The sequence below is a fragment of the Streptomyces yamdrokensis genome, from assembly GCF_053890455.1.
The window spans coordinates 422217-448830 of record NZ_CM132679.1; the positions used below are offsets into that span (position 1 = coordinate 422217).

Below are 26614 nucleotides of genomic sequence, written 5' to 3' on the forward strand. Positions count from 1 at the left end.
CGGCGCGGTCCGGTGTCCGGGAAGGCCCGGGCCGCGCAGGCGTGATCAGGAAGGACCCTCATGGACGGATCGTCGGTGCGCGCGGTGGGCTGGGCGCGTACCCTGCCGATGGGCGGTGAGGTGAAGGCGGCGCGCGACTGGGCCCGTGACTACCTCGACGCCCTGGGCTGGACCACCACGGCGCCCGAGACGGTGGACGCCGTGCTGCTGACCGTGTCGGAGCTGGTCACCAACGCCCACCGGCACGCCCACAGCAACGCCCAGTTGACCCTGTCCCGTGACGACCGTTGTCTGCACATCTCCGTCCACGACACCTCGGCGGACCTGCCGGCCCGTCGTAGCCCGGGGACGGAGGGCACCGGCGGACGCGGCATGCTTCTCGTCGACGCCCTGGCCGACGAGTGGGAGGCCCGCCCCTGCCCGCACGGCAAGTCCGTCACCGCCTGCTTCCGGGGGCCGCGGCCGCAGGAGGCACCGGAGACGGAAGCGGAGCGCTGACCGGGCCTCCCTTGGGCAAGGCGGTCGCCCCCGGCATACGATCGGCCGACCCCCAGCCTCCCGAGGAGTTCCGCCCGGTGACTGCCGTCCTCCCGCCGCCCCCCGCCTCCGTCGGACTGCTGCGCCCGCGCCGCCTGACCCGTGTCGAGGACGGCGAACCGCTGCACGCCCTGCTGTGGATTCCCGGGCCGGGCATGCGGATGATCAGCAGCGCGGTTCTGGGCGGCGGCATCGGCGAGCGGTCCTGGGTCCTCAACGCTCAGGTCTCCCACGGTTACCGCCGCACCGACCCCGACCGGCACCTCGCCGACCTCGCCACCGGTGCGGGCGCTCTCGGTCCGGGGGTCGGTCTGATGACGGCCGCCGACGTCGCGTCGTACGCCCACGCGCACGACGGGGGTGCGGAGGCGATCGTCACGTCGGGCATCGACGTACGGGGCTGGGCGGCTGCCCCCGGGTCCGGGAGGACGACCGGGAAGGACGGCACGGACGGCACACATGCGCCCGGCACGATCAACATCGTCGTGGCCCTGCCGGTGTCCCTCACCGACGCCGCCCTGGTCAACGCGGTGGCCACCGCGACGGAGGCAAAGGTGCAGGCCCTGGTGGAGGCCGGTCACGACTGTTCGGGCACCCCCACCGACGCGGTGTGCGTCGCCGCCCGCATCCCCTCTCCCGGTGAGATGCCGCACGCCTTCGCCGGCCCCCGTTCCCCTTGGGGGGCACGGCTGGCACGCGCCGTCCACCGCGCTGTGCGCGACGCGACACCGTCGCCGCCGCCGTCGCTCTGAGCGGTGGCGGCTCGGGGGCCGGTCCCGCCCTCCGGCCGAAGCACCAGGGCGTCAGGACGTCAAGGGGCGTCCCGGGCTCAGGCACGGGCGCCGTTGCGACCGGGCCCGGGTGCGACGACCTGGCCGAGCGGGCGTCGGCGTTCCCACTCGGCGGCATCGGTCTCACAGACCTCCGCCAGCCTGGCGAGCACGGCGCCGTGACGAAGTCCGATCAACGCTTTCGCGGCCGCACGGCGCAGTCGGCCGTCGGCGCCCCGCAGGGGGTGCTGGTCGACGGTCACCAGGCACTCGTTCCCCCAGGGCCGCAGCCGGACGGCGATCCGCGCCGTGCCGAGCGGGCCCTCCCATGCCTCGAGTTCCAGGGCCTCGCCCCGCTCGCAGCGCCGGACGACCGTCTCGCCGGCCAGGCGAAGGGGCCCGATCCGGGTCTCGTAGTGGATCGCGGACCCGGGCCGGGGCCACTGCCCCCGCACGGGCTCGGACGACGAGGTTCCCACCACCCAGTCCGCATGACGACTGCCGTCCGCGAGGACCTCCCAAACGGTCTGCGCAGGCGTTCTGACCAGACGATGACGAACCGCCACGACGACCTCCCGGGGCCCGGACCGCACGAGTGCGCCGGACACGTGAGCCCTCCTCGCACCGGCCGACACTGAGTGCCCACGGTCGGGCATGTCAACCGGCGGTGCCCTGCCCCGGCTCCGGCAGCCGGTCCTCCTGCCCACGCCGTGCACGCTCGCCGGACGCCATGGCCCAGCGGATGCCGGCGGTGACGGCGGTGCCGAGCGGGCGGACGAACACGTCCTCGGCGGGCGGCACCCGGGGCAGCCACAACGCACGCGAGGCCCAGACCGGCAGCAGGGACACCGCGCCCGCTGCGAGGGCGCCGTACGGCAGCCGCGCGAAGACGGGCACGGGCGGGTTGAGCAGCAGGAAGCGCGCCGTACTGCGCGCCTCGGGGGTCGCGCGCAGTTCGCTCCGGTAGGCGTCGAGCCGGTCGGTGAGCTCGGCGCGGTTCGCCGGTGGGTCGGGCACGCCGAGCGCGATGGCGACGCGCGCCATGTCCTCGACGTACGCGTCGCAGTCGGCGGCGTCCAGCGGTCGGGCGCCGAAGCGCTGGTGGGCACGGAGAAAGGAGTCGACCTCCGCGATGTGCACCCAGCACAGCAGATGGGGGTCGGCGGCGCGGTACTCCTGACCGTCGGAGGTGGTGCCGTGCACGGTCTCGTGCACGGCACGTACCCGGTCGACGGCCCGCTGGGCGCTGTCGGCCGGCCCGTAGGTGGTCATGGCGAGGAAGGTGCTGGTCCGCTGGAGGCGCCCCCAGGGGTCGCCGCGGAACCCCGAGTGCCCCGCGACGGCGGCCATGGCCAGGGGATGGAGCGACTGGAGCAGCAGCGCCGACAGCCCGCCGATGAACATCGAGGCGTCCCCGTGCACCTGCCGGACCGGGCGCTCGGGACCGAACCAGCGCGGGCCGGGCGTGCCGTGGATGCGGGCCTGGTTCTCAGGTCCGTCCGGCCCCGCCACCCGGGAGAAGATCGCATCGCCGATCCGGTCACGCAGCACACGGCCGTTGTCCGAGAGGAGTCCCATGGCTCGCACCGCCTCCTTGCGCCCGCGACCACCGACCGGCGCACAGCCGACCGGCGCTGCACGACGTCGCCCGTCCTTACGACTGCCTCGCTCCCCGTCCAGTACCCGCCGGCCGCGACGTTACGGCGTACACCTCCTGTCTTCCCTCAGCCGGCACCTCGAGCCCCGAGCCTCACGGAACGTCCCCCCTCCAATCGAACACGCTTCCGCCCCCGGCGCGGGGCGCATACAGGGCACGGCCACCCGCGCCGTAGCGGCCCATCTCGGTGGGCAGCCCGACACCGCCGCGCAGCTCCGTCTCCAAACGGTCGGTGACGTCCAGCAGCAGACCGTCCAGCGGCCCACCGGCCAGTTCCACGTACGACCGCCCGTCGCGCGGTCCCGGATCGTCGTGATCCGCCCCGTAGACCCTGCCGCGCATGAACTCCAGCTCGTCCATACCGGCAGGGTGGCATCCACCACTGACAATCACCGCCCGCACCGGAGCGGAGGCATGACTTCCGGTCCCGTCGCGCGTCCGCTCCGGCCGGGCGGTGCGGGGACTCAGCGGGTGCCCGTCCAGCTGTGGGCGACGTCGACGACGAGACGGTCCTGGAGCTGCAGCACCCGGAACGGCAGCCGGGCGCGCACGCCGAGCCCGATCTGGGTGTCGCCCTCGAAGCTGGCGCCGAACCGGGCGTCCCTGAAGGTGCGGTACCCGGTCGGATCCACACCCGGCAGCGGCTGTCCCGCGCGTGCCGGATAGGTGGACTCGCCGGTCTCGGGGTCGTAGGACGGTGAGGCCACCCGCACTTCGAGGACGGCGCCGCCGGCGACGGGGACGTGGACGCCGGAGCCGTCCTGGTACAGCCGGTCGACGTACCGGACCGTGTACCCGACGGCGCCGGCGCTGCCACCGCCGCCCGCACCCGGCACATCGACGACCATCCGGTCGTAGCAGTCGTGGCGGCCGGTCCTGACATCGCGCACCGGTGTGGTCGTGGCGGTGCCGGCCGTGCCGCTCTTGGCCTGGCTGCCCCAGCCGGTGGGGCACGCCGTGGACGAGGCCGTCGCCGCCCGAGCCGCGGCCGGTACGGCGACGGCGGGGACCGCCGCCGTACTCAGCGCGGCGCCCACGAGCGCCAGGGTCACACAGATGGTTCTGTTTTGCATGATTTTATGCCCCCAGGGGTTGCTCCTGCTGATATCAGGTGAGACGGCCGGGTTCACCCAAAGGTTGCGCTCTTGTGGGCAGATCCCGTTCACGCCCGGGGCACGTCCACAGCGTGTCCGGTTCATGCCGGACGCCTTCGGGACGGGCCCGGGGCCGTTCCCACCGCGCCGGAGCACCGGGCATGGCACATCCTGGTGAGGAGCGAATGATGTCCCGTGCGTCCGCACCGGGAGGACGCGAGATGGAAGAGGCAGCCGCCGTACCGGCCGGAGAGCGGCCGGGAGACCGGCCCGGCACCGGCCCGGCACCGGGCGGGGCCGACGACGCGGAGCGGATCGAGGACGTGCTCGCGCAGCCCGTGGTGGCGGCGGTCGAGGCCCTCGGCGGGTACGGCGGCCTGGTGTACCTGCGGTCGCACGACCGGCGTTCGCTGGTGCTGTGCGTGGTGACCGGGGTGCCGCGGTCTCTGCTGAAACCCTGGTGGCGGGTGCCGGTGGGCGGCGCGCTGCCGATGGCAGAGGCGTACCGCTCGGGCGGGCGGCTGTGGCTGCCGGACGAGCGGGCGACGATGCTGCGCTTCCCGCAGTTCACCGCCGCACTGCCCTATTCGTTCGCCTCCGCCCACCAGCCGGTGGCGGTGGGCGGGGAGACCGTCGGAGTCCTGGTCGTGCTGCGGTCGGCGACCCGGGAACCGATGGGGGCGGCGGCGGTGGCGCGCGTGCTGCACGACGCGGGGCGGAGCATGGAGAAGCGCCTGACCGAGTTCGTCCGGCGTGCCCCCGCCCCCTCCCCTGCCCCTGCCCCTGCCCCGACGGAGGCGGACAGCGGCGCGTCGGCGGCCGCGGAAGCCGTGGCGTACCGGACCGAGTACGACGACCAGCCGGTCAGCGTGCGACTGCCCACCGCGCCGGCCCACACCCTGCGGCTCGGCATGGTCGAGTGGGATCTGGACAGTGACCGGTGGTGGGCGGACGACGAGGCGCTGGCGCTGCTCGGGCTCGCCCGGAAGGACTTCGGCGGCACCCTGGCGGACATCGAGGCCCAGGTGTCCCCGGACGACGTGCACGAGCTGCGGGCCTGCCGGAGCGATGCGAGGGCGGGTCTGCGGATCGGGTCCCGGCACTTCCGGGCGCTGGACGGGAGCGCGGAGGACGGCCGGCTCCGCTACCGGCCGGTGGAGCTGTGGGGGCATGTCGTACGGGCGGGGTCGGCGGGCAGGCTCCTGGTGGGGGCGCTCGTCGACGCGGCGGGCGGGGTCACCGCGTCGGAGGCCGCCGAGCGGCTTCCCGACGGGCTGTTCTCGCTCGACCAGGACGGCCGGGTCACCTATGCCAACCAGCGCTGTGTGGAGCTGCTGGGCTGCGGGCGGGACGAGTTGCTCGGCCACTATCCCTGGCAGGTGATCACCTGGCTGCACGATCCGGACTACGAGGACCGTTACCGCGCGGCGATGCTGTCGCAGGAGCCGGTGTCCTATCCGGTACGGGACCCGAACGGCGCCTGGCTGGGCTTCGTGCTCTACCCCGGTGTGCACGGTCTGACCGGCCGTGTCTTCCGCACCGGCCCGCCCGCCGGGGTCGTGGCCGGGCCGGTGTCCGAGGCCGGAGCGGCGGCCGGAACGGCCTCCGGCGGCAGGGCGGGTGCCGGCCCGCGCGGCACGGAGCCCGCCGCGCCACCGCCGGCGGAGGTCGCCGCCCCCCGCACGGGGGCGCTGTACCACGTCGTGCAGATGGCCAGTGCGCTCACCGAGGCCGCCACCGTCATGGACGTGTGCCGGGCGGTGTCCGAACAGTTGCTGCCCGCGTTCGGTGCCCGCGAGCTGGCCCTGTACGCGGTCCGCGACGAGCGGATGTACCTGCTGTGGGAGTCCGGCTATCCGGAGGGCTTCCTCGCCCCGTTCGAGGGCACCCCTCTGGACTCGGAGCTGCCCGGCGTGCACGCGCTGACCACGCGGTTCCCGCTGTTCTACGAGTCGCCGAAGGAACTGAGCGGCGCGTATCCGGGGATCGCCCTGGACCGGATGCGAGCCTGGGCGTTCCTGCCGCTGATCGCGTCGGGCCGTCCGGTCGGCTCCTGCATCCTCGGCTGGGAAGTCCCCCACCGGTTCACTCCCGACGAGCGTTCCGCGCTGATCGCGCTGAGCGGACTGGCCGCCCAGGCGCTGGAGCGGGCCCGGCTGTACGACGCCGAGTCCGCCGTCGCGCGGGGCCTGCAGGAAGGGCTGCTGCCGCACCGGCTGCCCACGATCGAAGGGCTGGTCAGTACCGGCCGCTATCTGCCGGGAACCCAGGGCATGGCCATCGGCGGCGACTGGTACGACGTGATCAGGACCGAGCGCGGGGTGGCGCTGGTGATCGGGGACGTGGAGGGGCACAGCGTCCAAGCCGCGGCCGTCATGGGGCAGTTGCGCAGCGCCGTGCACGCCTTCGCGGCCAGCGGGCACCCTCCTCAGGAGGTCATCACGCACACCAACCGGCTGCTGGCCGATCTGGAGGCGGACGCCTTCGCCACCTGCTGCTATGTCGAACTCGATCCGGACACCGGCCGTGCCTTCGCGGTCCGGGCCGGCCATCCGCCGCCGCTGCTGCGCCACCCCGACGGCCGTACCGAGACCCTGGCTCTCGCCGGCGGCGTGATGCTGGGCGTCGAGTCGGACGCCTTCTACCCGATCACGGCGCTCACCCTGGCGCCCGGCAGTGTCCTCGCGCTGTACACCGACGGGCTGGTAGAGCAGCCCGGCAGCGACATCGAGACCGGGATCGAGGTGATCCGCCGCACGCTCGCGCACAGCGGTACGGACTCGGTGGAGGAGCTCGCCGACCAGTTGGTCAGGACAGCTCGCAGGGCCGATGACCGGCCGGACGACGTGGCGCTGCTGCTCACGGCATACCGCCGGGCGGCGGGGGACTGACCATACGGACCACGAACCCGAACACGTCGGCAAAGCGGACGCACCGTCGTGCGCCTGCTGCTGGCCCCGGCCGTCATGACGCTGCCCGGGAACCCAGCCTGGTGGACACCCCGGTGGCTGGACCGGGTCCTGCCGCACACCGACGCGGAGGGCGGGGACGCGCCGGCGCCGTCCCCGGGCGCCCGGGTAGCGGGGGTCCGGGTGGCACGGACGCCCGGGTACCGGGCACGCGACGGCGGCAGGCCCCTGGAGACCTGCCGCCGTCGCACCGCACCCGCAGCTCACCCTGCGGGACGTCCGGGCTCAGCCCTGCCGTGCCGGATCGGCCGAGCCCTGGTGCGGGTGATCAGGTGCGTCGCACGCGACGCAGGAGCACGACGCCCGCGACGAGCAGGACCGCGCCCACCGCCGCCGGCCAGAGCTGGGCTCCGGTGTCGGCCAGACCGCCGTTCACGGCCTGCGGCTCGGTGGAGTCCGCGGCAGCGGCCTGCTGTCCGCCGTCGTTGGTCGCCGTGCCGACGCCCGGCGTCGCCTGGCCGGCTCCGTCGTCGTTTTGACCAGCGCCTGCCACGTCGTCGCCGTTGGCCGAGGCCCGGACCTCGGGCTGCTCGTCACCGGACGGCGCGGTGGCGTCGTCACCCGCGGGCTCCTCGGTGGCCGGGGCGTCCGCCGGGGGCTCCGAGGGGTTCTCCTGCTTGTCGCCGCCGTCGTCGCCGTTGCCGTTGCCGTTGCCGTTGCCACCCGGCTGCTCGGCACCGTCGCCACCGCCGTTGTCATTGCCTCCGTTGTCGTTGCCGTCCTCGTCGGGGGCCTCGGGCTCCTCGGTGGGCTCCTCCTCCGGATTCTCACCCGGCTGCTCACCGTCGCCGGCACCGGCACCGCAGGTGCGACCGCTGTTGATGCAGTCGACCATCTCCTGCATCAGGTCCTCTTCGAAGACGTTGATGAAGTCGCCGTGGTCGGTGCCCGGCTTGTGCAGCTGCTCCGGGAAGGAGTCCACGGCGAACAGCGGGGTGGTCGCGCCACCGTCGTCCAGGCTCGGCGCGTCGACGTCGTAGACGATGCGCTGGACCAGCTGCGGCACGGGCGTGAAGCCGGAGGGGCAGTTGCCCTGGGCGTCCACGAACGCCATGTGCGTACGGTGGTTGGCGCTGTCGATGTTGCGGCCGTCCCAGCAGCTCTGGAAGTCGAAGGTGCGGACCACGTCACTGCCCTGGGGGCACAGCGGGTACTTGTCCGCCAGCTGCCGGTCCTCGAAGCCTGTGCAGCTCCAGGACGCGTTGGCGTTGGCGGGGCCGTTGACGAAGGACTTGGCGTCACCGGTGATGATGCGCAGCAACCTCGGCATGGCCGTGACCTCGCCCTGCGGGTTGCCCACGAAGGTCAGCGTGACCTCCTTGGGGGTCACGATCTCACCGACGTTGCCCTCGATGCCGCCGCCGGGGGAATTGGCGTCCTGCTCCTCGGTGCCGTTCTGCAGCCGCAGCACGGGCCAGTAGTACGACGACTTGTCGCCCTGGTCCTCGCAGGTGGTGTCGGCCGCCGCCAGTTCCTCGTCACTGGAGAAGGCGTTGGTGGCCTGGTTGCCGATGTAGTCGTGGAAGTGGTGTGCGCCGTTGGTGACACCCGGGGCGGCGATCACGTTGTCCGAGTTGAACAGGCCGTTCTCGTTGACGCCACAGCTGCTGACGAAGGTGCCCTTCGAGGCGTCGGCCGAGTCGGCGGGCTTGGCCGCGTTGGGCTGGACGCTCTGGATGTCCACGAAGTCCGCGGCGACGGGCCCGTTGCCCGCCTGGCCGCCGTTTCCGCCGCCCTGCTCCTGGCCGGCGCCCTCGTCGCCGCCCTGTTCGCCTTCCGCGCCCTCTTCTCCCTGTCCGCCCTCCTGGCCGTTCCCGTCCTGGCCCTCACCGGGCTGGGCGGACGCGTTGCCGGAGTCGACCACGGAGCAGTCGGCGAGTTCACCGAGGCCCTCGGGGCGGTCGCCCTCCTGCTCCATGGCGCCCGAGATGCGGTCCAGGGTCGCGGTGCGCTCCTCCTCGAGCGGCCCCACCACCTTCTCGTCGGCGACACCGGGGTCCTGCTGAATGGCCGGGGCGGACTCCGCCAGGCGCTGATAGGCCTGGGCGATCTGCTCGTCCAGCGCCGCGAGTTCCTTGTCGACGGCCGGCCGCGCCCTCTCGGGGACCGTGGTCAGGTTGGTCCCCACGTCGGGGCAGTCGATGGTGGCGCCACCGAGAACCCGCGCCCGACCGGCTCCGTCGGTGTCGTCCTCCGTCGCGGAAGCGTAGACATTGGCCGCCATCAACCCCCCTCCGCCCAGGATCAGCGCGACCGCCGCGAAGGTCGCGCGCTGTGGCCCTCGGGGGCGTCTGCGTGTGTTGCGTGCCAAGGCAGTACTCCTACGCTTCAGTCGCGGGGGTGGGCATGAAATTCCCACGCCTCATACGCAGGTGCCTCGCGGTGTGTTCAAATGCCTCACGATTTCTTCGAAGAATCTCAGGAACACTCAGGCACATCCGAGCCCCCGGGTCCCGCCCGACTCGGCGTGCAGGCGGGGACTCCGGAGGCCGGGCAGCTCAGGGAACGGCTGGTCAGCCGAAGTTCACGTCACTGCACAGGAAGTACGTCTGGTCCATGTGCGAGGCCTGCCAGATCGTGTAGACGACATGGCGGCCGCTGTAACCGGAAGTACTCACCGGAATCGAGTAGTTCTGGCTCGGGCCGTACGAGCCGGTGGAAGCCACCAGTTCGAGGTCGTCCCACGTCAGCGGCTGGGTGGTGGGGTCGAAGCCCTGCCGGGTGACATAGACGAGGAAGTAGTCCGCGCCGTGGCTGGCCTGGTCGTACAACTGGACGGTGAAGTCGCTGTCCACATCGTCGGCCTGCCAGTCGCCCACCGTGTCCATGGAGTTGTAACGACCGCCCTCGGCGCGTCCGCCGCTGCACAGCTGCCCGTCCGGGATCACGGCTTCGAAGTCACCGGCGGAGCCGTTACGGTAGAGGCCGTTCCAGTTCCACATGGCGTTGGGGTTGTCCTGCCACGCCTGCCAGCACATGGGGTCCTCGTCCGCCATGGCCGGATTCTGGAAGTCGCTTCCCCAGCGCAGCCAGCAGCCGTAGTTGCGGGACGCCGGGTCGACGACCGAGCCGTGCGCGGCCGCGGTGCCGCTCCAGGGGACCAGGCACAGCAGTGTGGCCACGAGGACGCTCAGGACGAGCGAGGGACGTGATGCGATACGTACACGTAGGTCATGACCATGCCAATTCATGATCTCCTTCTTCCGGGTGGGGGGATGTGCGGACGTCGGAGTGCCGTGCAGGGAGTGCGGAGGTATGGATGCACTGGGGCGTACGCGCCGGAGCGCATGCGGAAACACCCATGGGAGCGCTCCCAGAAGCATAGGCTGCGCCTCATGAAGCGGAGCGGCAACACCCGTTTGCGCCACTTCCGCGGCGACCATGGCGTGTTCGACACCATTCGACGTACGGACGGGTCGCAGCCGCCCGGAGCCGGCCGCGACCCGTCCGTCACAGCCGGTCGCGGTCCCGGGTGGAGCGTCCGAGACAGGTGACGGAATCGTCGACACGCGCCTCGATCTCGTGGAAGCCCATCCGGTCGTAGAACGCCCTGGCGGGCTTGTTGGCCTTCGCCATGACGAGGTGGACCGCCGGCACCCCGCGGCCGTCCAGCGCCTCGAGGAGCGTCCGCACCAGTTCCCGGCCGTGGCCGAGCCCCTGCCGGCCGGGGAGCAGGTCGATGTGCAGATGGGCCGGATAGGCGGCCAGTTCGGGGACGGACATCCGTTCGGGGTGGTGCAGGAGCCAGGCCATCTCCTCGTCCGAAGTGGCCGGCGGCCCGGACGGCTCGGGGTAGCGGTCGGCGACCAGGGGCAGCCACTCGGTCCGGAACTCCCGGGCGAAGCGCTCCGTGTCGGCGACCCCGAGGATGTAACCGACCGCACGCCCCCGCCCGTCGTCCAGGACGAAGGCCAGTCCGGGCTCCAGATGCACGTAGGGGGCGGCGAAGAGGGCCGGGAGAATGCTCGGATCCCGGTAGAAGGGGCGGCTGTCCTGCCCGTTGCACGCGGTGCGGACGCAGATGTCGTCGAGGGCCGGCCGGTCCTCGCGGCGGTACGGACGAATCGAGGGAGGCGAGGTCATGCCCGGCATCCTGCATTGGATGGGAGCGCTCCCACAACCCTGTCACCGCCCCCGGCCACTCCGTGCGCGGCATGCGGGGCGGGGAGCCCCGGCACGGTCCGGACGTCAGTCCATGAGGCCGGCGGCAAGAGCGGCGCCCAGTTCCCAGCACCGCTCGAGGGCGGCCCTGCCCGGTTCGCCCGTGACGGTCACGGCGTCCGCGGCGCGCTGCCAGCCGAGGCCCTTCGTGACGGACTCGATGCCCCGCACCGCCCCGGTGACGTCGTTGCCGCCGTGCACGTAGTAGCCGAAGGGCCGGCCCCGGGTGGTGTCCAGGCACGGGTAGTAGACCTGGTCGAAGAAGTGCTTGAGCGCCCCCGACATGTAGCCGAGGTTCGCCGGGGTGCCGAGAAGATAGCCGTCGGCTTCCAGGACGTCGCCCGCGGTGGCGGACAGGGCCGCCCGCCGTACCACGCGGACGTCCTCGATCTCCGGGGCCGTGGCACCGGAGAGAACCGCTTCGAACATCGCCTGGCAGTGGGGGGAGGGCGTGTGATGAATGATCAGCAGAGTCGGCACGCTCCGACCCTGCCGTGCGGGCCGGTACCCCCGCAAGCCGGTCCGGCGTACCGGGGGAGCGGTGAACGGTTGTGGGGGCCCGCAGGGAATGGCACGATGCGCGGCATCGGTACACAAAGACGGGGGTGCGTCTTGGTCGACGAGAAGCGCAGGTCACCAGCAGCAGTGGTGTTCGACGCGCTGGGCAGCGACTACGAGAGGGCGTTCGCCTCCTCCGAGGCGCACAGGGCCTCCCTGGAGTGGCTGCTGGAACGGCTCCCGCCCGCCGGCCGGGTACTGGACGTGGGCAGCGGGACGGGCCGGCCCACGGCCTCGACGCTCGCCGCGGCCGGTCACCGGGTGCTGGGGGTCGACGTGTCACCGGTGATGGTGGAGATCGCGGCCCGGCAGGTGCCCGACGCCGAGTTCCGCTGCGGTGACATCCGCGAACTGCCGATCGAGGAGGAATCGTTCGACGCCGTATGCCTGTATTTCGCCCTGCTCCAGATGTCGCGTGCCGAGCAGTCCGACCTGCTGCTGCGGCTGCCCCGGCTGCTGCGGCCGGGGGGCCTGTTCGCGCTGGCGACCGTCCCCCTGGACGTGGAGGGCTTCGACGGTGTCTTCATGGGGCAGAACGTGCGGGTCACCAGTTTCGCCGCCCAGGACGTGATCGGCCTGGTGCGCGATGCGGGGCTGACGGTGCTGTCCGAGAAGAGCGTGATGTTCACGCCGACCCACCCCGACGCCGCGCCGGAGCCCCACCTCTTCCTGCACTGCAGGCGCGAGGGCGGTGAGGAACCCGAGACTCCGTAGGAGCGGCCCCGGCGGGCCGGACACCCGTCCTCCGCCGACCGCACGGCAGCGCACCTCGCCCGCCGGCCGTCACCCCGTCATCCGCTTGCGCCACGTCGGCTCGACCAGCCGCCACTCGGCCTCCCACTCCTGCGAGCGCCGCTGCTGTATCCGGGACCGGACGAACCATCCGCCGAGCACGACCACTCCCCCGGTGGCCGCGGCGACCGTGAGGCCGGCCATGACGGTCTGGAACCGCGCGTCCGCTCCACCGGGCGGCTCGGAGACGAGGCGCCCCGCGTCGTTCGTCCACACGGTGACCACACTGTCCGCCTTGTCCCCGGGCTCGGCCTCGGCCCGGCCCGTGCGGCTGGTGCCGTCGGGGGCCGTCCACCGCACCTTCACCCATACGCGGCCGTCCCCGCTGCCGTCCTCGGTCACCGGTGAGGGCAGCGTGTCGGCCGCGTCCTCGACGAGCACGGCGGGGACGGCGCGGGACTGGGCTCGGCGCTCCGCGAGGGACCGGTCCACCGTCCCCGCCGTCGCCAGGCCGGTGACCGCCACGGCGAACAGGGTGAGAAGAAGCGTGGCGAGCAGCAGCCAGGCTTCGACCAGATCGCTGCGGCGCCGCAGCGGGTTGCTCCGCCAGCGCCACAGCCACACCCTGCGGGGCCGTGCACCACCCGTCCTTCCCATGGGATGTCACCTCCTCGCGCGCCGTCTCTCCAGGGTCCGCCACCCGGCCGCCCGGCGCATGGGCCGAACGGTCCCGGCCGGGAGTCCGGGACGGTCCGGGACCACGGCGGCCGGCCGGGCCCGCCCTCTGGCGTCGGCCGTCAGGCCTCGTGTGCCGGGACGGCCTCGCGTCGCTCGCCGCCGAGGACGACCTTGAGGGCACCGGTCCGGGCTGCGTTGCCGAAGACGTCGTACGCCTCCTGCATGCGGTCGAGCGGGAAGGTGTGGGTGATCAGCTGTTTGTCGGGCAGCCGGCCGGCCACCGCCCTCCTCGGCAGGGTCGGGGTGGAGCGGGTGTCGACCAGCCCGGTGGTGGGCGTGACGTTCCTGCTCCACAGGTCCTCGAGGTGCAGCGTGGCGGGGCCGCCGTGCACGCCCACATTCGCTGTGGCTCCGGCTGCCCGGTCCGACGGTGCCGAGGCCGCCCCGGCGGGCCGGTGGCTGCGGGGTCTACGCCACCACCGGCCGTGCGATCCCGCTGTGCAGCAGCCTCCGGGCCTGCTGGGCAGCGGCGTTCAGGTGCGGGGCGAGCCGGGACAGCAGCGCGTACAGGTGTCGGACCGTGGCCAGGCGTTCCAGGCGTGGCGCCAGGGCCGACAGGACGATGGCCAGGGTCACGCCCGTCCACGCCACCGGCCCCAGCGGGGCGCAGCCGAAGAAGTGGCTGACGCCGGGGGTCTGGACCAGGGCGGCGAGCACGGCGGCGGATCCCAGGGCCGTCGTCCACACCAACGGGCTGTGCCGGCGGCCGGCCAGCGTCTGCACGAGCTGTGCGCCGACGACGCCGCACAGGGCCATGGTGGTGGAGCGCCGTTCGGTGCCGGGGGTCAGGCGGCCGAACAGGTAGGCGGCGACAGCGCCGAGGCAGGTCGTCACGCCTCGGCGACGGATGGCGCGCAGCAGGGGTGCGCCGAGGACGTCGAGGCTCATCGGGCCGGCCTCGGCGTGGGCCGCCGTCGAGGGATCGTCGCTCGGCGTCACCGCCACCGCCATCGCCGGGAACATGTCGGTGAGCAGGTTGACCAGCAGCAGCTGCCGGGTCGACAGCGGTGAGGATCCGGCGAGCAGGGTGCCCAGGACGCTGAAGCCGACCTCGCCCGCGTTGCCGCCGATGAGGATGCTCACCGCGTCGGCGACGCTGCGCCACAGGGCGCGGCCCTCGACGAACGCGTCGACCAGGACCGACAGATCACCGGTGGTGAGCACGAGGTCCGCGGCGTTGCGGGCGGCGGCCGAGCCGCGGGCCTCGATGCCGACACCCACGTCGGCGGCGCGGATCGCCGCGGCGTCGTTGGCGCCGTCGCCGGCCATCGCCACCACCCGGCCGGCCTGCTGCAGGGCCTCGACCACGTGGAGTTTCTGCTCGGGCGCGACCCGGGCGACCACTTTGGCACCGTGCAGGGCACGGCCCCGGTCGCGGCGGCCCATGGCGAGGAGGTCGTCCCCGGTGACGACCTCGGTCCCCTCCGGCCAGCCCAGTTGCAGGGCGATGGCGCGGGCCGTCTCCGGGTGGTCGCCGGTGAGCATGACGGGCAGGACGCCGGAGCGGCGCAGCTCCGTGAGCAGGGCCTTGGAGGTGTCCCGGGGGACGTCCGCCAGGGCGATCAGCCCGACGAACTCCAGGTCCGCGAGGCCGGCGTCGAGTTCGGCGTCGGCGTCCGGCCCCCGGCACGGCCGCCGGGCGACGGCGAGGACCCGCAGTCCCTGGCCCGCCAGGGTGTGGGCGGTCCCGGCCGTGTCGTCCGGGAGGTCGCGGCAGGCGGGGAGGACCGTCTCGGGGGCTCCCTTGACGACGAGAACGTCACCGGGGCCGGAGTGGGTGTCGCCGCCGTCCCGGCCGACGGCCGCCGCGTAGCCCCGGCTGGCTTCGAAGGCCAGCTCCCCGACTGGGGTCCAGGTGTCGTCGGGCGGGGCGACGTCGAGAACCGCCTCGTCGGTGGCGTGCGCGACCCGACGCCCCTCGTCCGTCTCCTCCCGCGGGCAGGCGCGGGCGGCCAGCCGCAGGACCGGTACGGCGGACTCGTCGTCGGGGGCGAGGACGGTGCCGTTCGAGGACGCCACCCGGACCAGGCGGAGCCGGTTCTCGGTGAGGGTCCCCGTCTTGTCGAAGCAGACGGTGTCGACCCTGCCGAGCGCTTCCAGGGTCCTGGGGGTACGCACCAGGACGCCACGCCGGGACAGGCGGCTGGCCGCCGCCATCTGGGCGACGGTCGCGACGAGCGGCAGTCCTTCGGGGACGGCTGCGACGGCCACCGCGACACCGCCGCTGACGGCCCGGCGTACCGGGCTGCCGCGCAGCAGGGACAGTCCGGTCACCAGGGCGCCGCCGGTGAGAGTCACCGGCAGGGCCTTGCGGGTCAGTTCCTGCAACCGGGCCTGGACGCCGGCGGGCGGCGGGGTGCGGGCGGCCAGTGCCACGGCGCGGCCCGCCTCGGTGCGGTCCCCGGTGTCGACGACGAGTGCGGCGGCCCGGCCGGCCACGACGGTGGTGCCCTCGAACACCATGCAGGTCCGCCCGGCCACCGGCTCGCCGGGGGTGGCTTCGACGGACTTGGTCACGGGCAGGGACTCACCGGTGAGGGCGGATTCGTCCACCTCGAGCCCGTCCGCCTCCAGCAGTCGCGCGTCGGCCGGTACGACGTCGCCGGCGGTGAGGCTGATCCGGTCCCCCGGCCGCAGCCGGGCCGCGTCGACCGTGACCGTGCGCCTGCGGGTCTCCTGCCTGCGCGCCTTGGGCTGCTGCCGGGCGGCCAGCCGGGCGAGTGCCTGTTCCGCGCGCAGCCGCTGGAGCCCGCCCGCCACGGCGTTGAGGTCCATGGCACCGACCACGAGCAGCGCGTCGACGAACGAGCCGAGCAGGGCCGAGGCGACCGCGCCGGTGGCGAGGACGGGCGTGAGGGGGTCGTCGAGTTCCCGTCGGACGGCGCCGGCCGCCCGCCACGTCCAGCGGGCGGGCGCCACCGCGGGTGTACGGGCGAGCCGGGCGGCCTGCCGCCGGGACCGGTCGGTGAGCAGGGCGAGGCCGCGGGGGCCGGCGGCGGTGGCGGGTCCGCTCAGCCTGTCCACCGCCTCGTGCGGTTCCAGGGCGTGCCAGGGCACGTGCAGCCGCGGTTCGGGAGGCGCGGCGCGGGCCACACCGGCGGCTTCGGTCCAGGCGGTGAGCAGGGCGCCAGCCGCGGCGAGGTTCACCGGGGCGTGCCGGGTGAGCCGCCGCCAGGCGCGGCCGCCGGGCTTGCCGCCCCGCGCGACCATGAGCCCGGAGAGGGCGGCGCCCGCGCGGGCCAGGGCCTGCGAGCGTCGCCCCACCCGTCGGGCGACCGGAACGGCCGTCAGCAGCCGCCAGACGTCGGCCGTCCCGCCCGGGGCGAGTACGTCCGCGTCCCAGGGGACGGCCGACTGCGCGTCGGTGAGGGCGACTGCCACGTCTCCGGCGGGCAGCCCGTCCGCCACGTCGTCGTCGCCGTGCGGGGTGACGCGGGCGACGCTCACCACGGTGTGTCCGTCGTTCTGCAGCGCCCGTACGACGTCGCCGAACGGCATCCCGGCCGGGGACACTTCGTCGGCGAGGCGGGTGATGTCCTTGAGATCGGGGCCGCCCGTGACCACTACGTACAGTCCGGCCCTGCGGGCGGCGTCGAGGACGGCTTCGGCGAAGGAGTCGACCGGGTCGTCGTACGCGCTGCTCCCGGCGTCGGGGTCCGTGCCGTCGCGCGGGTGGCTGCGCAGGGCGTCGGCGTGCAGGACCAGGGCGTCGGCGGTTTCGAGTTGCCGCAGCCGCTCTCCGCTCCGTACGAGCATCCCGGACCGGGCGAGGAAGACACCGAAGGCCGCGTGGAAGGCGGCGGGGCCGTAGCGTGCCGCTTTCGGGGATCCGGCGAGGACGGCCTCGGCGGCCTCGTGCGTGTCGTGCGTGACGAGGAGGGTGGCGGCGGCGCCCGCGACGCTGCCCGTGCCGGCGTTGGCCGCGTAGGTCTGGGCGGGTGTGACCCGCAGGGCGGGGCGGCTGCTCGCGGGGCGGCGCGGACTGGTGCGTTCCTCGGCGCAGATGTCGTCGTGCAGTGCCTCGAAGGCCGCGGCGTGTGCCACCGCCTCGGTCAGCCGGCCGGTCTGCAGCGCTCCGTCGAGGACCAGCGACAGCGGGGACTGTCCGGCGCCGTGCGCGGCGGCGTTGGCTGCCGCGAGGACGAGTTCCATGCCGCTTTGGCCGAACCGCTGCCGCAGCACGGCGCGGAAGCGGGGATTCTCCCGCATCAGTGTGACGGCGGCGGTGACCGCCTTCGGGGACCGCGGCAGGCGCAGCGCGCGCCCGGCCAGCGCTCCGGCCGTGCCGGCGCAGTCCAGCAGCAGCGCGGCGGCGGTGACCCGCACCTCGCGGGGGTCTCCGGGATGGGGCGGCTCCTCCGGGTCGGCGTCCTCGGTCAGTCCGAGGCGGGCGGCGATCGCCAGGGCCCGCTCGGTCACCCGGTCACCGGCCGCGTCCTCTGTGGCGGTCAGCACCAGACGGGACAGTCCCTCGTCCCAGTACGCCGCCAGCACGTCGGGGTGGGCGAGCAGTTCGGCCGCCACCTCGCCGGCGAGCGGACCGGCCCCTTTGCCGGGGTGCCACAGCGCCAGGTGGACGCGGTGTCCGGCCCGCCAGTGCGGGCCGCCGCCCAGGAGGGCGTTGCGGGCGACGTGACGGATGCGGCGCGTCGTGTCCTGGACGGACGACACCCCCTGGGCGGTGCTGCGGGCGGCGCCTGCGGCGGCCCCCGCCAGGGCCCCGGCGAGGGGAGCGGCGTCGAAGCGAGTGAGCATCTGTGGAAGTCCGTCCCCTGATCGCGGCTCAGCCGCTGTGGCGGTCGTGTGCGCCGTCCCGGCCCGGGTGGTGGATGGCGTGCTGCGTGGCGTGGTGCGCGGTGGCCTCGGCGACCTGCCTGAGCGCGGACGCCGTCTCGGTGTCGCCCACCTTGGCGGGCTGTTCGCGCACGGAGGGCTCCGCCGGTTCGGGCCGGTGACGGGAGGGGTTCAGCCGGTCGCCGGGTCCCCGGTCCGCGGAGGGTTCGGGCACGGGACCACGGTCGTCGCCGGTCGCGGCCCCGGTGTGCGCACGGTGCTGTCCGTTCCCGCCGGCCGGGGCACCACCGTTCGGTGGTGCGGCGGCCGGGTGCCCGCCGGGGCGTGGCTGGGTGAGCCAGGCCACGGCAGCGCCGGTCAGGGCCACCGGCCACTCGACGACACCCGCCACGCCGAGTGCTCCGGCCCCGGCGTAGACGGCCATCCGGCGGCCGTGCGGGGAGACCGCGCCGATCGCGTCCAGCGCGCCACCGGCGACCCTGCCCACGTGGCCCGCGCCCGGCACGTGGCTCAGTGCCGAGGCGACGGCCCGCAGGGGCTGCGGAAGCTCCGGCGAACGAGACACGTCCTGGTTCATGTCGTCCTCCACGGACCGACCCTCGAGGGGCACCGATGAACACCCCTGCCTTTGTCCCAGTTTCATACGGAAACCGCAGGATTGCTCCTCCTGTGTGCCAGGGGTGGCCCCGTCCACCCCTGGCGGCTTCGGCTGTTCGCCCCGGGCCCGCCACCGGGCCGGCCCGAACCGGGTGCCCGCCTCCCCCGCCCGGACCATGTGCGCGTCCGACCATGCCAGGTGCCCGCCGTCGCGTCCGGATACTGCACATGGCGCCCGCGGACTCACCAAAGCGCGAAAGTGTGCCGCTTCTGACATCGCGTCGGACGGCACGGGCAAGGCCTATGGCCTGTCCGGCGCTCCCATCCGGTTCGGCCCGTGTGTCCGGTGCGCTCGGTCACCGCCCAGGAACGTCCTCGCACGAGAGGGCGTGCCGGGCATGCCCGGTGCCGCCTCGAAGTGCGGTGCCAGGCGTCGCGGGACCGGTGGAAGCCGACGGACGGGACCTCAGACTCACGGCAGCCCAGCCTCACGGCAGCTTTGCCGCCCTCGACGAAGGAGACGTACCGAATGGTCCTCAGACATGCCCGGACCGCACGCCGAACGGCCCTGGCCTCGCTCGGCGGTCTCGCCCTCGCCGTCCTCCCCTCCGCTGCGGTGGCCGGGTCCGCGCCCCCTTCGGAGCCCACGTCCGGTGCGGCCCGGGCCCTCGGCACCGACCGCGCGCCGGTGCCGATGCTCGGCGCCCTCCAGCGCGACCTGGGCCTGACCCCGGCGCAGGCGTCCCAGCGGCTGGCCAACGAGGCGGAGGCGGGCACCCGCGCGGGCATCCTGCGCAACGCCCTGGGCGACCGGTTCGCCGGCGCATGGGTGCGCGGAGCGGCCTCCGACGAGCTCAGCGTCGCGACCACCGACGCCAAGGACGTGGCCGCCATCGAGGCGCAGGGCGCCGAGGCCGTCGTCGTCGCCCGCGCGCTGGCCGGACTCCAGGCCGCCAAGGACAAGCTGGATGCGGCGGCCGCCACCCGTGACACCGCCGGTACGCCGCTGTGGTACGTGGACGTACCGACGAACCGGCTCGTGGTCCAGGCGCGGACGGTGTCGGACGGTGCCGCCTTCTTCGAGGCCGCCGGGATCGACGACCAGGACGTGACCATCCACGTGTCCACGGTCCGGCCGAGGCTGCTGCAGGACATCACCGGTGGCGACGCCTACTACATCAACGACACCGCCCGCTGTTCGGTCGGCTTCTCCGTGACCAGGGAGGCCCAGCAGGGTTTCGCCACCGCCGGTCATTGCGGCGACCGGGGCGACACGACCACCGGGTTCGACCGGAGCGCGCAGGGCACCTTCCAGGACTCCGTCTTCCCCGGCGGGGACATGGCGTGGGTGGGCACCGACGACGCGTGGGCGGCCACGCCGGGCGTCAGGGCGCAGGACGGCCAGGAAGTGCAGGTCACCGGCTCGGTGGAGGCGCTCGTGGGGTCGGCGGTGTGCCGGTCCGGCTCGACCACCGGATGGCACTGCGGGACCGTCCGGCAGCACGACACCAGTGTCAGCTACGCCGAGGGCACGGTCGACGGAGTGACCCGGACGACGGTCTGCGCGGAGCCGGGCGACTCCGGCGGTCCCTTCGTCGCCGGCTCCCAGGCCCAGGGCGTCACCTCCGGCGGCTCCGGTGACTGCGCGCGCGGCGGGACCACGTTCTACCAGCCGGTCAACCCGGTCCTCGCCGGCTTCGGCCTGATCCTGACCACGGATCCCGCGCAGACCGCGACGCCGGACCCGCAGGACGGCGCCGAGGGCACGTGGACCGCGGGCCGGGTCTACCCGGCCGGGGCCACGGTGACCCGCGACGGCGTGCGCTACCAGTGCCTGCAGACGCACCAGGCACAGAGCGCGTGGACGCCCGCCGGTACGCCGGCCCTGTGGCAGCGCCTCTGACACCCTGCTCCGCGTCGCCCGTCCGGCGGCCTCACCAGAACCGGGTGGTGAGCGCGGGGCGGTGCACCGCCTGGGCGGCGTCGCGAAGGCTCAGGGCAACGCTGATGGTGGCGCGCAGCGCCGAGGGCCGTACCGTCTGTGCCGTTTCGGTGGCCAGGACGAGCAGGCAGGCGGCGGCCTGTTCCACCACGGCGACGGGGAAGGTGTAGTCGCTGTCGGCCGCCGCGCGGAACGCCTTCAACGGGATTCCGGCCCCGTCGACGGTCCGCTTGGCGGCCAGCTCCAGGTGCTGTGCGGCCTGGTCGCACACGGAGGCGGGCAGGGTGAGGGTACTGGAGAACGATGCACTGGTCATAGCCCGAGTGGTCCCCGGCCGGCGGCCCTTTCGATCGGTGGGCGGGGTGTTTTCACCGTCCCGCGTGACGAGTCCGGGCAAATGTCGTGGCTTTGGGGGAGCAAACCGGGACACCGCCGCGAGGCCTCACCGGCGGCGGGCGTGAACACGTCGGCGTGCACCAGCGCGTTCCGTCACTGGTGCACGCCGTACCGCCTGATCCGGGGGACGCTCAGCGGTTCACCACGTGCCGTTCGTTCGGGACGCAGTGGGTCATGGTGAGCCCCCGCACGTCGCGCGGCGGGTTGTCGCCCAGGTTGGCGAGCCGCTCGCGGTCCTCGTCGGTGAGGTCCTGGTCCGCGAGGGGTTTCAGGCCGGCGACGTCCTTCGGGGTGATGCCGAGCCCGTCGCCGACCCTGCGGCCGAGGTCGTTCTCGACGAGCAGGAAGTGCCACACCATGCGCTCCTGCACCGCCCGGTCGCACTGGGAGATCAGGTTGACGAAGTTCTTCACCAGGTCGTCGCGCTCCCAGTCCTCGAGGAGCAGATAACGCTGACCCGCCTGCTGGTAGTCGTTGGCACGCGGGATGCGCTTGCGGGTGAGCCAGCCCCGGATCTCCGGTCCCTGCTCGTCGTGCGACGGCTCCAGGGCCTCGCGCAGGCCGCCGGTGATCGACGGTTCGTAGTTGACCGCGGGGTTCTCTCCGGCCGCGTCCACGTGGTAGGTCATCTGACCGTCCCGCTGGTTGGTGCGTACCTCGGCTGCCTTGGCCTGGTTGACGGGCAACTGGAGGTAGTTCGGGCCCACACGGTGGCGCTGTGTGTCGCTGTAGGAGAACGTCCGGCCGACGAGCATCTTGTCGTCGGAGAAGTCCAGGCCGTCGACGAGGACACCGGTGCCGAAGGAGATCTGCTCGTTCTCGGCGAAGTAGTTCTCCGGCATCCGGTCGAGCACCATCCTGCCGACCGGCTTCGGCGGGAAGTCCTGCTCGGGCCAGGTCTTGGTGTCGTCGAGCGGGTCGAAGTCCAGCTCCGGGTGGTCGTGGTCGTCCATCATCTGGACGACCAGCTCCCACTCGGGGTGCTCGCCGCGCCCCACCGCCTCGTAGAGGTCCTTGGTGGCGTGGCCGAGGGAGTCGGCCTGGACGTTCGCGGCGTCCTCCTCCGTCATGGAGCGGACGCCCTGTTTCGGCATCCAGTGGTACTTGACCAGTTTGGTCTCACCCTCGGTGTTGACCCACTTGTACGTGTTCACGCCGAAGCCCTGCATGTGCCGGTAGTCCGAGGGGATCCCGCGCGGACTGAACAGGTTGATCAGCATGTGCATGCTCTCGGGCGTCTGCGACATGAAGTCGAAGATGCGCCGCGGCTGCTGCTCGAAGGTGACCGGGTCGGGCTTGAGCGCGTGGATGACGTCCGGGAACTTGATCGCGTCCCGGATGAAGAAGACACCCAGGTTGTTGCCGACGAGGTCCCAGTTGCCTTCCTCGGTGTAGAACTTCACGGCGAAGCCGCGCGGGTCGCGGGCCGTCTCGGCGGAGTCACGGCCGCCGATGACGGTGGAGAACCGGACGGCCAGGTCCGTGCGTTTGCCGCGCTCCTGGAACAGCTTGGCGCGGGTGTAGCGGCTGATCGGCTCGTCGCCCCAGGTGCCGTACGCCTCGAAGTGGCCGAACGCGGTCACCCCGCGGGCATGCACCACGCGCTCGGGGATACGTTCCCGGTCGAAGTGGCTGATCTTCTCCAGGAACTGGTAGTTCTCCAGCGTGGCGGGCCCGCGGGCGCCGACCGTGCGCTGGTTCTGGTTGTCGTGGACCGGATGACCCTGCCGGTTGGTGAGTACCTCGCGGTCGTCGCCCGGAGCGGGGCCCCGGTTCGAAACGTCCGTCATGATCGTGGACTCCTTCGGCTGCTCATGACTGGTGGCGGGCCGGGGCACGGTGGCGCACGGCCGCGGGCCGGTCCCCGTGGACGGCACGGTGCTCCGGCGTCCCGGCAGCCCGTGCCCCCGTCCCGGTGCCCCCGGTTTCCCGGGAACCGCGTGGTCGCTCACGCGTAAGGGCCCGCTCACTGAAACGTCCGCCGCCGGACGGCGGGGCCATGCGCCTCGCGCACCTCCCGCCGCAGCATGCGTACGAGGGCCATGCTGCCGTGCATCACCCGAACCGGCGACTCGGAGCGGCGGCCCGGAGCAGCGGCCCGGAGTGGCGGAGTCGATCCGGCAGGCACCGTGGGCGTCCACGACGCGCGGGAGCGCGACCGGTCCCCCGTTCCGGTCGTGCTCCCGCGGCACGACGAACCTATGTGAATGGCGACGCGGCTGTGTATAGCACCGGTGCCCGCTGCGACGGCCGCGGGACTCAGCCGTGCACAACTGAGTCCGATACGACCCGTTTCACCCCGCGCGAGCCGGCCGCAACAAGGGCGGCGGACCGTCGTTCACCCTGGTGGGGGCGTGGACACGGGCCCCGCGAACACCGGTGTCTCCAGGTCTCCCAAGGCCAGATGGGCGAGCACGACCTCGTACAGGTCGGTGCCTGCGGCCAGCAACTGGCGCTCCAGGACCGGCTCGGCGCTGCGCACGTGCTCACGCACGGTCTGCGCGTGGACGCCCAGGAGCTGCGCGGCCCGCTCGGCGTTGCCGCCGGCGGCGATCCAGGTGCGCAGGGTGCGGCGCAGGGGGCGGGTGTCCTGGTCCAGCCGTTCCAGCAGTTCCCCCGCCCAGGCTCGGACGGCGGGCCCGGACACCAGGGGTGCGAGTCCGGGGGCGGACGGCGCCTCGGAGGCACTGTCCGCCTGTGTGTCCTGAAGGTTGAACTGGGTGTGCAGCGCCAGGTGCACGACGGCTCGGGCGGTGACGTCGTCGAAGTCGGTGCCCAGCATGTTCTCGACGCGTTCCATACGGGCACGCACCGTGTTGCGGCTCACACCGAGGATCTTCGCCGTGTTGACGGCGGTGAACTCCAGACCGAGGCGGGTGGTGGCGAGGAGCTCGGCACGGGTGTGGTGCGGCACGGCGTCCAGGGGCCCCAGCAGCCGGGCCGTCCAGCCACGGAGCGCCGCCGGGTCCATCAACCGCTCGGGGTGGGTCCGTTCGGCGTACACCGCCGTCTTGTCCGGGCGGAAGTGCGCCACGGCGAGGGCGCTGACGGCCTGCCCGTACGCGGTGGCGGTCCGGGCGAGGCTCTGCCGGACGCTGCCGCCGAGGAAGGTGTCCGGATGCCGTTCGACCAGGGACTTCAGATCACCGGCGGTCGCCTCGCGAGGGCTGACGACGATCACGTGACCGTCCATCGCCGGGCACCGCACGACCAGCGCCTCCTCCTCGGTGGTGTCCAGGCACTCCTCGGCGAGGCGGTCCCGGCGGGCGGGCTCGGACTCGACGACGTAGACGCACGCGGTGTCGGCCTCGAGCAGCCCCGGCCAGAGCCCCGCGGCCACCCTGCGGGCGGCGACGGTGTCCTCGACCATGAGCAGCTGGAGGATCGCCAGCCGCAGGTCGGCGCTGGCGCGGCGCAGCCGCTGCCCGGCCGCGGCGGTCTCGCCCGCGGTCAGCAGCAGCTCGACCACCTGGACGGTGTGTGTGACGACATCGGCGCTGTGCCGGTCGAACGGGGCGCTCCGGGAGACGGCCAGTGCCCAGGTCCGGGCGGGGTGCCCGACCTTCACCAGGCGCAGGTGCCGCTCTCCGTCCTCCCAGGCCGCGGAGGCGATTCGGCCGGAGGTGACGTCGGCGACGAGGTCCTCGTCCAGCGTCAGCCCGGTCCCGGCGACGAGCGCGCCGGTGTCGTCCCGGAGCGCCACCGCCCCGTGCACGGTGCCGGCGAGCCAGTCGACCACCCTGCGGACGTCACGTCCCGCCGGCCTCAGGTGTTCCAGCAGTTCCTGTGCCCACCCGGGCTGTTCCCCGGCCGCCTTCACCGGCCCCGGGATTCCGTCGTTACGGGCTGCCACCTCGGTCTTCCCCTCGTGTGCCTGGCCTTTTCGGCCCGGTCCCGGACGTTACCCCACGGATGCGGCAAGCTCACCCCGCGCGGACGGGGTGAAGGTGAAGCCCTGCACGGCGTCGGCACACCGCGGACACACCGCAGGCACCTGAGCCGCCCACGGCCGGGGCGGGCCGGGCGGGGCCCGGGGCACGGCGGCCCCGGCCGGGCGTGTGCGGTCCTGCCGTGCGGGCGGCATAAGCTCGGTGAATGGCGAAGTACTTCGACGTGCACCCCGACAACCCCCAGCCGCGCATCATCTCCCAGGTCGCCGCGAGCATCCGCGACGACGCCCTGATCGCGTACCCCACGGACTCCTGTTACGCGCTCGGCTGCCGGCTCGGCAGCCGGGAGGGCATCGCCCGGATCCGTACCATCCGCAAGCTGGACGACCGGCACCACTTCACCCTGGTGTGCCGGGACTTCGCTCAGCTCGGCCAGTTCGTACACGTCGACAACGACGTGTTCCGCGTGGTCAAGGCGTCCACGCCGGGCAGCTACACGTTCATCCTGCCCGCGACGAAGGAGGTGCCGCGCATGCTCCAGCACCCGAAGAAGAAGACCGTCGGCGTGCGCATCCCCGAGCACGTGGTCACCCAGGCGCTGCTCGCGGAGCTGGGCGAGCCCCTGCTGTCCAGCACCCTGCTGCTGCCCGGCGAGGACGAGCCGATGACCCAGGGCTGGGAGATCAAGGACCGGCTCGACCACGTGGTGGACGCGGTGCTCGACTCCGGGGAGTGCGGCACCGAACCGACCACGGTGATCGACTTCTCGGGTGGCGAGGCCGAAATCGTACGGCGGGGCGCGGGCGACACCTCGCGGTTCGAGTAACGGTGACGCGCGCGCCGGGGCGGGCGCGGGATGTCCCAAAGGAGCCCCTCTTGCGCCGTGTTGAACCGGACAGGGCTGAAGTGCCGGGTCCGGAGCATGTCACGATGGGGATGATCCGCCCCGCTCGCCGCGGGCGCGGGTCCCCTTCGACATCCCGCAGAGAGGCGCCCGCCGGCCATGACCGCCGTACAGGGAAGCACCGTTGACATCACGACCGAGGACGGCACCGCCGACGCGTATCTGACGCGTCCCGCCGACGGGGGCCCCCGGCCGGCGGTCCTGTTCTACATGGACGTCTTCGGACTGCGGCCACGACTGCGGGCCATGGCCGACCGGCTGGCGGAGGCCGGGTACACGGTCCTGGTGCCGAACGTGTTCTACCGCCACGGCCGCAGTCCGGTGGTCGAACTGCCCGAGTTCATCGATCCGGGGGCGCGGCCGGAGATCTTCGGACGCCTGGAACCGATCATGCGGGAACTGACGCCGGAACTCGCCATGCGCGACGCCGGCGCGTATCTGCGGTGGCTGGCCGGCCACCCCTCGGCGACCGACGGCCCCGTGGCGGTGACCGGCTACTGCATGGGCGCGGTGCTCTCCCTCCACACCGCGGGCACATATCCGGACCGGGTGGCGGCCGCGGCCGGATTCCACGGGGCCCGGCTGGCCTCCGGGACACCGGACAGTCCTCATCTGCTGGCGGACAGGATCACCGCGGAGCTGTACTTCGGTCATGCGGACCAGGACCCGTCGATGCCCGAGGAGCAGATCGAACGGCTGGAGCAGGCGCTCACCGCGGCCGGGGTCCGGCACCGCTGCGAGGTGTACGCCGGAGCACGTCACGGTTACACCCAGGCGGACACCGCCGCGTACGACAAGGAGGCGGACGAGCGTCACTGGACCGCGCTGCTGGACCTGCTGAACCGCGCCTTCTGACGGGCCTGCCGCGTGAGTGG

General features: G+C 73.2%; 21 protein-coding genes and 1 pseudogene. 7 read left to right on the forward strand and 15 right to left on the reverse strand.

Features of this window, described 5'->3' with window-relative positions; genetic code table 11:
* Positions 1-60: 60 nt before the first annotated feature.
* Together ACWZEH_RS01380 and ACWZEH_RS01385 are read left to right on the forward strand one after the other, a co-directional pair.
* Positions 61-498, forward strand: coding sequence for an ATP-binding protein (locus ACWZEH_RS01380; protein WP_456195111.1), 438 nt, complete (start codon positions 61-63; stop codon positions 496-498).
* Between the two features lie 77 nt (positions 499-575).
* The gene (locus tag ACWZEH_RS01385) at positions 576-1289 is read left to right on the forward strand and encodes an adenosylcobinamide amidohydrolase (protein WP_456195112.1); all 714 of its coding nucleotides are present in this window, start codon (positions 576-578) and stop codon (positions 1287-1289) included.
* Positions 1290-1366: 77 nt separating this feature from the next.
* On the opposite strand, the gene ACWZEH_RS01390 is transcribed toward ACWZEH_RS01385, so the two are convergent.
* The 4 genes from ACWZEH_RS01390 to ACWZEH_RS01405 form a co-directional block, all read right to left on the reverse strand.
* A complete protein-coding gene (locus ACWZEH_RS01390; protein ID WP_456200008.1) occupies positions 1367-1873 on the reverse strand; it encodes an SRPBCC family protein in 507 nt (168 codons plus the stop codon).
* 91 nt (positions 1874-1964) lie between these two features.
* Positions 1965-2885 (reverse strand): oxygenase MpaB family protein, encoded by a 921-nt coding sequence (locus tag ACWZEH_RS01395; protein ID WP_456195113.1) that lies wholly within the window; start codon positions 2883-2885, stop codon positions 1965-1967.
* A 172-nt stretch (positions 2886-3057) separates the two neighbouring features.
* Positions 3058-3324: a hypothetical protein gene (locus tag ACWZEH_RS01400; RefSeq protein WP_456195114.1), complete on the reverse strand. Its 267-nt coding sequence runs from the start codon at positions 3322-3324 to the stop codon at positions 3058-3060.
* A gap of 104 nt (positions 3325-3428) precedes the next feature.
* On the reverse strand, positions 3429-4040 hold the full coding sequence (locus tag ACWZEH_RS01405; protein WP_456200010.1) for an AMIN-like domain-containing (lipo)protein: 612 nt from the start codon (positions 4038-4040) through the stop codon (positions 3429-3431).
* A gap of 239 nt (positions 4041-4279) precedes the next feature.
* Between ACWZEH_RS01405 and ACWZEH_RS01410 the strand changes: the two genes are divergently transcribed.
* Entirely contained in the window at positions 4280-6949 is a 2670-nt protein-coding gene (locus ACWZEH_RS01410; protein WP_456195115.1) for a SpoIIE family protein phosphatase, read from the forward strand.
* Positions 6950-7295: 346 nt separating this feature from the next.
* Here ACWZEH_RS01410 and ACWZEH_RS01415 read toward each other — a convergent pair whose 3' ends face one another.
* The 4 genes from ACWZEH_RS01415 to ACWZEH_RS01430 all read right to left on the reverse strand — a co-directional run bounded on the left by ACWZEH_RS01415 (position 7296) and on the right by ACWZEH_RS01430 (position 11668).
* Positions 7296-9251, reverse strand: a complete 1956-nt coding sequence (locus ACWZEH_RS01415; RefSeq protein ID WP_456200012.1) for a DUF1996 domain-containing protein — start codon at positions 9249-9251, stop codon at positions 7296-7298.
* Between the two features lie 289 nt (positions 9252-9540).
* Positions 9541-10218, reverse strand: a complete 678-nt coding sequence (locus ACWZEH_RS01420; RefSeq protein ID WP_456195116.1) for a lytic polysaccharide monooxygenase auxiliary activity family 9 protein — start codon at positions 10216-10218, stop codon at positions 9541-9543.
* Positions 10219-10477: 259 nt separating this feature from the next.
* Entirely contained in the window at positions 10478-11110 is a 633-nt protein-coding gene (locus tag ACWZEH_RS01425; RefSeq protein ID WP_456195117.1) for a GNAT family N-acetyltransferase, read from the reverse strand.
* A gap of 105 nt (positions 11111-11215) precedes the next feature.
* A complete protein-coding gene (locus ACWZEH_RS01430) occupies positions 11216-11668 on the reverse strand; it encodes a flavodoxin family protein (protein ID WP_456195118.1) in 453 nt (150 codons plus the stop codon).
* A gap of 96 nt (positions 11669-11764) precedes the next feature.
* Here ACWZEH_RS01430 and ACWZEH_RS01435 point away from each other — a divergent pair, with 96 nt between their 5' ends.
* Entirely contained in the window at positions 11765-12460 is a 696-nt protein-coding gene (locus tag ACWZEH_RS01435) for a class I SAM-dependent methyltransferase (RefSeq protein ID WP_456195119.1), read from the forward strand.
* Positions 12461-12529: 69 nt separating this feature from the next.
* Here the strand turns inward: ACWZEH_RS01435 and ACWZEH_RS01440 are convergent, their stop codons facing one another.
* The 4 genes and pseudogenes from ACWZEH_RS01440 to ACWZEH_RS01455 all read right to left on the reverse strand — a co-directional run bounded on the left by ACWZEH_RS01440 (position 12530) and on the right by ACWZEH_RS01455 (position 18587).
* Complete coding sequence (locus tag ACWZEH_RS01440) at positions 12530-13135, reverse strand: Rv1733c family protein (RefSeq protein ID WP_456195120.1); 606 nt, start codon at positions 13133-13135, stop codon at positions 12530-12532.
* Between the two features lie 140 nt (positions 13136-13275).
* Positions 13276-13578 (reverse strand): annotated as a pseudogene (locus ACWZEH_RS01445) (alcohol dehydrogenase); the annotation flags it as partial.
* A gap of 46 nt (positions 13579-13624) precedes the next feature.
* Positions 13625-17971 carry a cation-translocating P-type ATPase gene (locus ACWZEH_RS01450; RefSeq protein ID WP_456195121.1) on the reverse strand — a complete coding sequence of 1449 codons (4347 nt, stop codon included), beginning with the start codon at positions 17969-17971 and terminating at the stop codon, positions 13625-13627.
* 28 nt (positions 17972-17999) lie between these two features.
* Positions 18000-18587, reverse strand: coding sequence for a hypothetical protein (locus tag ACWZEH_RS01455; RefSeq protein WP_456195122.1), 588 nt, complete (start codon positions 18585-18587; stop codon positions 18000-18002).
* Positions 18588-19136: 549 nt separating this feature from the next.
* Here ACWZEH_RS01455 and ACWZEH_RS01460 point away from each other — a divergent pair.
* Positions 19137-20510: an alpha-lytic protease prodomain-containing protein gene (locus ACWZEH_RS01460; RefSeq protein WP_456195123.1), complete on the forward strand. Its 1374-nt coding sequence runs from the start codon at positions 19137-19139 to the stop codon at positions 20508-20510.
* 31 nt (positions 20511-20541) lie between these two features.
* On the opposite strand, the gene ACWZEH_RS01465 is transcribed toward ACWZEH_RS01460, so the two are convergent.
* From ACWZEH_RS01465 to ACWZEH_RS01475, 3 genes are all read right to left on the reverse strand, one after another.
* Complete coding sequence (locus ACWZEH_RS01465) at positions 20542-20865, reverse strand: hypothetical protein (RefSeq protein WP_456195124.1); 324 nt, start codon at positions 20863-20865, stop codon at positions 20542-20544.
* 211 nt (positions 20866-21076) lie between these two features.
* Entirely contained in the window at positions 21077-22735 is a 1659-nt protein-coding gene (locus ACWZEH_RS01470; protein WP_456195125.1) for a catalase, read from the reverse strand.
* Positions 22736-23283: 548 nt separating this feature from the next.
* Positions 23284-24798 carry a helix-turn-helix domain-containing protein gene (locus ACWZEH_RS01475; RefSeq protein ID WP_456195126.1) on the reverse strand — a complete coding sequence of 505 codons (1515 nt, stop codon included), beginning with the start codon at positions 24796-24798 and terminating at the stop codon, positions 23284-23286.
* 242 nt (positions 24799-25040) lie between these two features.
* On the opposite strand from ACWZEH_RS01475, the gene ACWZEH_RS01480 reads away from it, so the two are divergent.
* Together ACWZEH_RS01480 and ACWZEH_RS01485 are read left to right on the forward strand one after the other, a co-directional pair.
* Positions 25041-25661 (forward strand): L-threonylcarbamoyladenylate synthase, encoded by a 621-nt coding sequence (locus tag ACWZEH_RS01480; RefSeq protein ID WP_456195127.1) that lies wholly within the window; start codon positions 25041-25043, stop codon positions 25659-25661.
* A 177-nt stretch (positions 25662-25838) separates the two neighbouring features.
* On the forward strand, positions 25839-26594 hold the full coding sequence (locus tag ACWZEH_RS01485; RefSeq protein WP_456195128.1) for a dienelactone hydrolase family protein: 756 nt from the start codon (positions 25839-25841) through the stop codon (positions 26592-26594).
* Positions 26595-26614 lie beyond the last annotated feature (20 nt).

Excerpts from the sequence above, each read along its gene's own strand:
- ACWZEH_RS01380 (WP_456195111.1), top strand. The coding sequence starts at position 61 with ATGGACGGATCGTCGGTGCGCGCGGTGGGCTGGGCGCGTACCCTGCCG.
- ACWZEH_RS01395 (WP_456195113.1), bottom strand. The coding sequence starts at position 2,885 with ATGGGACTCCTCTCGGACAACGGCCGTGTGCTGCGTGACCGGATCGGC.
- ACWZEH_RS01400 (WP_456195114.1), bottom strand. The coding sequence starts at position 3,324 with ATGGACGAGCTGGAGTTCATGCGCGGCAGGGTCTACGGGGCGGATCAC.
- ACWZEH_RS01410 (WP_456195115.1), top strand. The coding sequence starts at position 4,280 with ATGGAAGAGGCAGCCGCCGTACCGGCCGGAGAGCGGCCGGGAGACCGG.
- ACWZEH_RS01415 (WP_456200012.1), bottom strand. The coding sequence starts at position 9,251 with ATGGCGGCCAATGTCTACGCTTCCGCGACGGAGGACGACACCGACGGA.
- ACWZEH_RS01420 (WP_456195116.1), bottom strand. The coding sequence starts at position 10,218 with ATGAATTGGCATGGTCATGACCTACGTGTACGTATCGCATCACGTCCC.
- ACWZEH_RS01425 (WP_456195117.1), bottom strand. The coding sequence starts at position 11,110 with ATGACCTCGCCTCCCTCGATTCGTCCGTACCGCCGCGAGGACCGGCCG.
- ACWZEH_RS01435 (WP_456195119.1), top strand. The coding sequence starts at position 11,765 with ATGCGCGGCATCGGTACACAAAGACGGGGGTGCGTCTTGGTCGACGAG.
- ACWZEH_RS01440 (WP_456195120.1), bottom strand. The coding sequence starts at position 13,135 with ATGGGAAGGACGGGTGGTGCACGGCCCCGCAGGGTGTGGCTGTGGCGC.
- ACWZEH_RS01450 (WP_456195121.1), bottom strand. The coding sequence starts at position 17,971 with ATGCTCACTCGCTTCGACGCCGCTCCCCTCGCCGGGGCCCTGGCGGGG.
- ACWZEH_RS01455 (WP_456195122.1), bottom strand. The coding sequence starts at position 18,587 with ATGAACCAGGACGTGTCTCGTTCGCCGGAGCTTCCGCAGCCCCTGCGG.
- ACWZEH_RS01460 (WP_456195123.1), top strand. The coding sequence starts at position 19,137 with ATGGTCCTCAGACATGCCCGGACCGCACGCCGAACGGCCCTGGCCTCG.
- ACWZEH_RS01465 (WP_456195124.1), bottom strand. The coding sequence starts at position 20,865 with ATGACCAGTGCATCGTTCTCCAGTACCCTCACCCTGCCCGCCTCCGTG.
- ACWZEH_RS01470 (WP_456195125.1), bottom strand. The coding sequence starts at position 22,735 with ATGACGGACGTTTCGAACCGGGGCCCCGCTCCGGGCGACGACCGCGAG.
- ACWZEH_RS01480 (WP_456195127.1), top strand. The coding sequence starts at position 25,041 with ATGGCGAAGTACTTCGACGTGCACCCCGACAACCCCCAGCCGCGCATC.
- ACWZEH_RS01485 (WP_456195128.1), top strand. The coding sequence starts at position 25,839 with ATGACCGCCGTACAGGGAAGCACCGTTGACATCACGACCGAGGACGGC.